12 protein-coding genes are annotated in these 6,353 nt (G+C 36.3%); 2 read left to right on the forward strand and 10 right to left on the reverse strand.

Features of this window, described 5'->3' with window-relative positions; translation table 11 throughout:
- The 3 genes from ACIQ0M_RS15035 to ACIQ0M_RS15045 form a co-directional block, all read right to left on the reverse strand.
- A partial coding sequence (locus tag ACIQ0M_RS15035; protein WP_396153696.1) for a phage tail tape measure protein occupies positions 1-1,075 on the reverse strand: 1,075 nt, incomplete at its 3' end.
- A 197-nt stretch (positions 1,076-1,272) separates the two neighbouring features.
- A complete protein-coding gene (locus ACIQ0M_RS15040; RefSeq protein ID WP_396153698.1) occupies positions 1,273-1,803 on the reverse strand; it encodes a phage antirepressor N-terminal domain-containing protein in 531 nt (176 codons plus the stop codon).
- A 72-nt stretch (positions 1,804-1,875) separates the two neighbouring features.
- Entirely contained in the window at positions 1,876-2,460 is a 585-nt protein-coding gene (locus ACIQ0M_RS15045; protein WP_396153700.1) for a phage antirepressor N-terminal domain-containing protein, read from the reverse strand.
- Positions 2,461-2,815: 355 nt separating this feature from the next.
- Between ACIQ0M_RS15045 and ACIQ0M_RS15050 the strand changes: the two genes are divergently transcribed.
- Positions 2,816-3,145 carry a hypothetical protein gene (locus ACIQ0M_RS15050; RefSeq protein ID WP_396153702.1) on the forward strand — a complete coding sequence of 110 codons (330 nt, stop codon included), beginning with the start codon at positions 2,816-2,818 and terminating at the stop codon, positions 3,143-3,145.
- Positions 3,138-3,530 (forward strand): hypothetical protein, encoded by a 393-nt coding sequence (locus ACIQ0M_RS15055; protein WP_396153704.1) that lies wholly within the window; start codon positions 3,138-3,140, stop codon positions 3,528-3,530. Before ACIQ0M_RS15050 ends, ACIQ0M_RS15055 begins: the two co-directional genes overlap by 8 nt.
- Positions 3,531-3,555: 25 nt before the next feature.
- On the opposite strand, the gene ACIQ0M_RS15060 is transcribed toward ACIQ0M_RS15055, so the two are convergent.
- The 7 genes from ACIQ0M_RS15060 to ACIQ0M_RS15090 form a co-directional block, all read right to left on the reverse strand.
- Positions 3,556-3,747 carry a hypothetical protein gene (locus tag ACIQ0M_RS15060; RefSeq protein WP_396153706.1) on the reverse strand — a complete coding sequence of 64 codons (192 nt, stop codon included), beginning with the start codon at positions 3,745-3,747 and terminating at the stop codon, positions 3,556-3,558.
- Between the two features lie 46 nt (positions 3,748-3,793).
- The gene (locus ACIQ0M_RS15065; RefSeq protein WP_396153708.1) at positions 3,794-3,958 is read right to left on the reverse strand and encodes a hypothetical protein; all 165 of its coding nucleotides are present in this window, start codon (positions 3,956-3,958) and stop codon (positions 3,794-3,796) included.
- 69 nt (positions 3,959-4,027) lie between these two features.
- Complete coding sequence (locus ACIQ0M_RS15070) at positions 4,028-4,402, reverse strand: hypothetical protein (protein WP_396153710.1); 375 nt, start codon at positions 4,400-4,402, stop codon at positions 4,028-4,030.
- A 20-nt stretch (positions 4,403-4,422) separates the two neighbouring features.
- On the reverse strand, positions 4,423-4,647 hold the full coding sequence (locus tag ACIQ0M_RS15075) for a hypothetical protein (RefSeq protein WP_396153712.1): 225 nt from the start codon (positions 4,645-4,647) through the stop codon (positions 4,423-4,425).
- A gap of 33 nt (positions 4,648-4,680) precedes the next feature.
- The gene (locus tag ACIQ0M_RS15080; RefSeq protein WP_396153714.1) at positions 4,681-5,130 is read right to left on the reverse strand and encodes a hypothetical protein; all 450 of its coding nucleotides are present in this window, start codon (positions 5,128-5,130) and stop codon (positions 4,681-4,683) included.
- Positions 5,108-6,043, reverse strand: a complete 936-nt coding sequence (locus ACIQ0M_RS15085; protein WP_396153716.1) for a hypothetical protein — start codon at positions 6,041-6,043, stop codon at positions 5,108-5,110. Before ACIQ0M_RS15085 ends, ACIQ0M_RS15080 begins: the two co-directional genes overlap by 23 nt.
- Positions 6,043-6,353, reverse strand: a 311-nt coding sequence (locus ACIQ0M_RS15090; protein WP_396153718.1) for a hypothetical protein, incomplete at its 5' end; no start/stop codon positions are given. The genes ACIQ0M_RS15085 and ACIQ0M_RS15090, both read right to left, overlap by 1 nt.

The following is a 6,353-nucleotide window of genomic DNA, read 5'->3' on the forward strand; positions in this document are numbered from 1 at the left end:
TAAACATATCCATCCACACTTTATTCATAGCCGTGGCCGAAACTTCGACACTTTGACCGATTTCGTCAAAGGTTGCTGCATAGCCAATGTTATCAGCGGCCGAAAGTTTTGCCTGAGCAGCAATACCCGCTTGACGTTTTAAATAATCAACTAAAAATCCCGCTTGGTTTGCTCCCGAAGCTGATACTTCATTGATGGAAGAACCGAGAGCATCCATAGAACCGGCAAAGTCACGACCGGTTTGATCACCGACTTTATATACGTTGACCATTTTACCGACTTCGCGAATCGCTTCATCGGAAAGATCATCGCCTAGAGCTACTTTCATTTTATTGGCTTGCTCCACGAATGCCTGAACGTTTGCCACGCCTTCAATTCCTAATCGTCCGGCTTCGGTGGCGAGTGCTAAGAGTTCGATTCGTGCGGTTCGGGTTTTTAATGCTCCGAATGACTTGGTGAGTTCGTCCACTTCTTCTCTGGTCATTCCGGTGGTTTTCATCACATCGGATTGAGCCTCGGAAAGTTTACCGTTTATGTCGATGATTTTTTGGATAGAAAGGACTACTCCGGTTAAAGCAGCTACAAATGATAAAGCCAGAGCTTGGTAACGATTAAAGCCATCTGCCATAGAACCAAGCGAGAAGCGAGCTTGTGTAGCTCTGCCGGTTAGTTCACCAATTCGGGCATTTACTTGACTTAATTCCGCTTGGTAACGTTGAAAATCTGCTGTGCCCGGAATCATATTGGAAAGCGTGGCACGAAGTACTGTAGCTTTTTGACGGAGTTGAGTAAGGGTTAAACCAGTAATGCCAATTTGCGACTGTAAGGCTTGCATCTTTACTTTGTTGGCATCAATGACAGCGTTGTTCGCTTTGATGGTAGCGGTAAGTTGTTTGTATTCGGCGGTGTCTTTTTTGCCTTGAGCTTCTAACCTTTTTTTCTCAATAAGGAGTTGCTTGTTGGCTTCATTGAGTTTACGGGTCGATTTTTCAAGCTCCAATAAATCTTTTTGGGCGTTGTTCCCGTTGATTTCAATGGATAATCTTATTTTTTCGTCGGTAATAAGTTTAGACATGTCATTACATTTTTACCAAAATTCGATTGATAAAATGTAATTTCATGTAACATGAGAACAACGCTGTTTTAGGTAAAAAGCATAAAAAAACCGCTGTTTTATGGCAAAACAGCGGAAACTTACTAACCTAAAAAAAATCATTTCCCCAAGCACTGAAGAATACAAATGTAAAAAAATTTACTTATAAGTGAATTATTTTACTCGAATTTAATTTCACTTTGATTTATTACTATTTGATCTACTTTGCTCATTTCTTTAGAGTAAATCTTTTTCTTAGCTTCCAATTCTATTAATTGCTTGTAATCTGCGGATTCATAGAGTTTGGTTTTTAATTGGTCTATTTTAAGAGCTACTTCTGCCTGACCTAAAAGCAATTCTTTTCTTCTGCCAATTACTCCGTGGAAATGGTTGTAAAGTAATTCGTAACATTCTTTTTTGAATTCTAAAAATTCTGGACTTGTAGAATTAATTGAAAAAATCCATCCATAGATGTATTTTTCCGAAATGCAGGTGTACTTTCTACCCTGTAAATTACCTACCTGAATATGGTAAACACCATATTCAGACCCCAGCAAAGGGTCATTTTTCACTCGCATAAGCTGACCTGAATAATCAACATTCAAAGCCTGACAAATTGGTTTGATGGCTACATAAGTTACACCATCAACCGAAGTAAACAATACATTGGTATTGTTGAACTGTAAAAAATTTGAAATAGATTGTTTCATAAGATATATATGTATTAAAAAGAAAACCCTAAAAGGCTCTCATACACTTTTAGGGTTTCTTGTGGTTTATTACTATCCCCAAAACCCGGGTTGTTTTACTATTTCATTATCCATAGAGTTAAGCTGCGTACTTACTAATTTTCTTTTATTCTGCAACTCTTCTAATTTTTTATATGCTTGGTCCTGCTCTTTAAGAGAGCTTTTTATGTTGTGTATTTCTGTATCTAAAGTTTTTCTCTCTAACAATAATTCTCTCCTATTGGTTATAGTTCCATGAAAATGATCATACAACAAATTATAGCAGGTTTTCTTAAAAGCTGTTAATTCTTGATTATCTGAATTTAAAAAACATAGCCACCCATAAATGTATTTTTCTGGCAAGCAGGTCATACTTCTTACCTGTTTTATGCCGTTTTTCTCTACCTGAATGGACATATTGTCCACGCAGGTACTAAAAAAGTGGTCTCTTTGGGTTCTTTTAAGGTACCTGTGTGACACAAGATTTAATGCTTCTAAAATTGGTTTTAAAGCAATCCAATAAGTACCATCAACGTTTAGGAAAACAATTGTTTTTCCGTTGAACTCTAAAAATTTCTCATGTTTACTCATATATATATATGTATTAAAAAACAAAACCCCTAAAAGGCCACGACGCACTTTTAAGGGTTAGTTTCTGGTAAATAAATTTACCTATGCTGTAAATGTAAGTCGTGGTTTACTCTGCAAATGTAAAAAATTCCTACTCAAAAAATGTACTTTTAGGTAAAAAATTGCACTTTTAAGTAATTTTGAGTAAAATTTTATGCAAACGCACAAACTTTTTTTGGTGGTTTTGTAGCTTTACGGTACGTTTGTTGTGCGAAAATCAAATAATGAAAAATTCATCAGTAAAAAATCCAGCCTATCCCAAAGGAAGTTCCGACTCAGTCTTACTGAGAGACGGAATACTCTCTACAATAATATTGTTTGGTTTTCGCAGCCTTTGGGTAGGTTTTTATAAAATTACATTATCATGCGAAAACCAGACAACAATCCGCATCCCAATCGGTTGCTATTTCCGATTGACTTCTTAACTACGATTAAATCGATAGGCGTAGAAGAAATCAAAAATTTACGAGAATTTATTATCAATCAAACGGTGCTTCACTTAGACAGTGAGTTTATGGATGACCCGGAGATTAGAGCCGAATGGCAAAATGCCATTAACACCTGTAATGATTTGTGTGTAGCCATTGAAAAACATCAAAACATTAATCATGATGATGATGTGGTGGAAACCATTAAATTTTTGGAAGACAAACGCATTGAACTCATTGCAGAAATGGAGGTGGACCATGGGTAATATCAGTTGTAAGGTTTCCTATTTAGATGGAGCCACGATGGAACTGAACGGCATCAGCTTTAACCAGTGCGTTAGAAAAGTGCATGAGGATGCCGAAAAAAACGAAAGAAATCCATTGCTTATCACGTTTAGCACCGGAAAGAAAATATATTATGATGAAGAACAGGTGCGAAACTTTGTAGAAAACAATATTGATCAGTTGGAGCTGGTGGAAGCCACCGAGTGTGATGGCATCTACCGGAACACTACCAAGATGAAAATGGATGGAGGAGAAGAACTGGAAGAAGGTTGGTTATGGACCAAAAAAGGAAATTATGTTTTTTTGGTTGACCAAGACCGGAGTGTTTATTGTGATTATGATGAACGCTTGTTTATTGAAACCTAAAAGAAAAGCCCCGAAAGGGGCTTTGTTATTTTATTGTAGACGCTATAGCTATAGCTATTGAAGCTAGCGTTAACCAAAAGAAAAACTGAACGTTATTCTTGATACTTTCTGTTTTCTTTTTGGTGTCAATTAATTCATAAGCAATTCTTTCCTGTAATTGTCTATCTGTCAATTCAGATAATTCCTTTTCGGTTTTTAATTTGTCGCCGTAGTCCATAGAATATAATTTTAAAGTGAGATTCAAATATACAAAAAAAGGGGAATTACTTCCCCTTTTGTGCTTTGTAGGTTTCTTTTACGGTATCTAGGGCAGAAACGAACTCTTTTCTGAGTTCTAAATCATCCATTAGCTCGGTTTCACAAAGTACCATGAAGTAATGAAGAAACACTTTGTGAGCTTGCTTGAGTGGGTTTTTCTTTTTTGCCATAGTTACAAGTATTTAGTAAGACTATTAACTCAAAAATAGTGCCTAATATTGTAGGAAAAATAAAAAATATTAGTCGCCGATGCTTCTTAACTGATTTTTAACTTCTTCGGTAAAACCAAATGAAAGCTCACGCACTAATTGGCTGTATTGCCCCATCACCACACGGTTGTGTATTGGATAGAATTTCTTTTTGCGTTTTTCGCCTGATTTTAAAGAGCGAGTACGCATATCAATGAACCGGTGCACTTTTAAATGTTCGTATTGCAGTTCATTATCGGTAACGGAAAAGGAACGGTTGTTCCAAAAACCGGAACGGAAACCAGTCATTCGCTTGTTGGAACCCTGACGGATTTCATTAGCGGTTTCGGCTAATTTTTTACGAATAAAACGACCTTTAAGGATATCATCGTTATTGTTGGTTCGTTGGTTAAGTAGATTTGCCATAGGTTTCAAATTTAGTGAGTTTACTCTCCAAGGTTGGAGAATTTACTCTCCGATTTTGTGACTTCAGTTATTTTAATCAGATTTAATTGCCAAAGTACGCCAAGCATATCGCCAATGGATGGTTTTTTACCACGGCCTTTTCGCCAGTTATAAATCATGTTTTCGGTGACTCCTTCGAGCTTGTTATAAATGCCTCTTTGTTGAATGACTTGATTAAACAGTAAATCGATTTCTATTTGGTTCATGTGGTTAATTTTCCGTAAATATACGGAATAAAATTAACTTAACAAATCAATTTCTAACGCCCAACCGTTGCATTGAGCTTTTCGCCAAACCGGATAAATAGAAATAGATTCTTCCACAATGTTTGAGAAATCACCGCATAAATCTTCTAGTTTTTCGCCGAGAAGCTTTCCTACCAATAACATCATTAGGGCTTGCGTATCATGAAACATTTGTAAATACTCGTCTTGATTTTTAAAATCTTTATCAGCTGATTTTTTTACAACCATAAACTGAAGCTGATTGACAAACTGAATCGAATCTTCTTGCCCTTTTACGTTGAATTGAGGCATCACACCAATCAACATGCAGTTATCAGTTACTTTGAAATCTTTTAAAAAGTTGGTTAGTTCGGAATCATCCAATACTAATTCATTTCGATTGATACCCGGAATCTCATCTTGACATTCCTGAAGTAAAGTTCTAAGCTGATTTACTCTTAGCATTTTCTTCTAATTTTTTAAGTTCTAAATCACGTTTTCTGATATCGTACATTCGTAAAAGCACTTCAATTAAAGGCCTTTCGTCTAATTCTTTTTTGGTGCCGAATACGCCTGACTCTGAAATGGCAAACATGACGGCATCCATTCCGATACCTGGTATGGTTTCCGGTTCTTCGTTGCCTTCTGAAGTAAATATGATGGACATATCTAACACTTTTCCGCCCCAAGGAATTTCGGCTGTGGCTAACCATTTTTGAAAGCTTCCGAACATAAGGTAAACGCCCCAAACGAATCCAACCGGTGTGTTTTCAAAAACTTTTGCCCGAGCATCCACCGAATAGGAATTATAACGCTGACGGATATCACCATCGTACAGATTTAATAGTTTGCGGAAGAAGATAAATGATTTCTTTTTGCGGTATAGAATAGCAGCAAATGGAAACAGCATTTCAAGTTCTCCATTGGCATTAATTTGATTGAATAAGCGAAGAGCATCGCTGTATTCGCCAAATTTCATGTTAGAAAGTAAATCTTCCGGTCCGTAATAGTTATTCCAAAATGGCATAAACTTCTTCACTGGGTTGTGAATGAAGTTTTGCTTAATGATTTTTTGATTGTTTTCACCATCATCAAAAAATGTATCGATTAATTCGGATAATCGATAGGCATTGGAATATTTGTTTTCGTCAGCTTCAGAAAGTTCAAGGTTTCTTTTGAGCTTTGTCTTAGGTTCTTCTGGAACCATGTTCATGAGCTTGTAAATCGCTTGCACTCTAAATTCTTCATAATTTAGTTGTCCGGTTTGGTGCAAAAAGATTAATCCGGCCATGTCAATGTATTGCTGAGCATCACACTCGGATAAATCTTCCGGAATGTATTTGGTAATGTTATGCTCTGGAATGGTGACGGTATGCATTAAACGAATTGAAGATTATGATTAATAGCCACTTTTAATTTTTTCATTTGGTCGCCGTATTCAAAATAAATAGCTGCTCTGATTTCTCTTTTTTCTTTCCATGTTAATGGAATATACAAGGATCTACCTTTTGGGTAGAAATTTTTGATTCGCTCCTTGATAGCAACCATTAAATCTTCCGCTTTTGAATATTCAATCGCTTGAGCTTTTTGTATTAGCTTTTCGTACTTTCTGAATTTGAGTGTTTTTCGGATATTGATAACGCTATAAAAAGCAGATTTTGCTTTATACGACAGATAAGAAGGCTGTT

This window comes from Flavobacterium sp., from assembly GCF_044339515.1.
In the GTDB taxonomy this organism is placed as follows: Bacteria; Bacteroidota; Bacteroidia; order Flavobacteriales; family Flavobacteriaceae; genus Flavobacterium.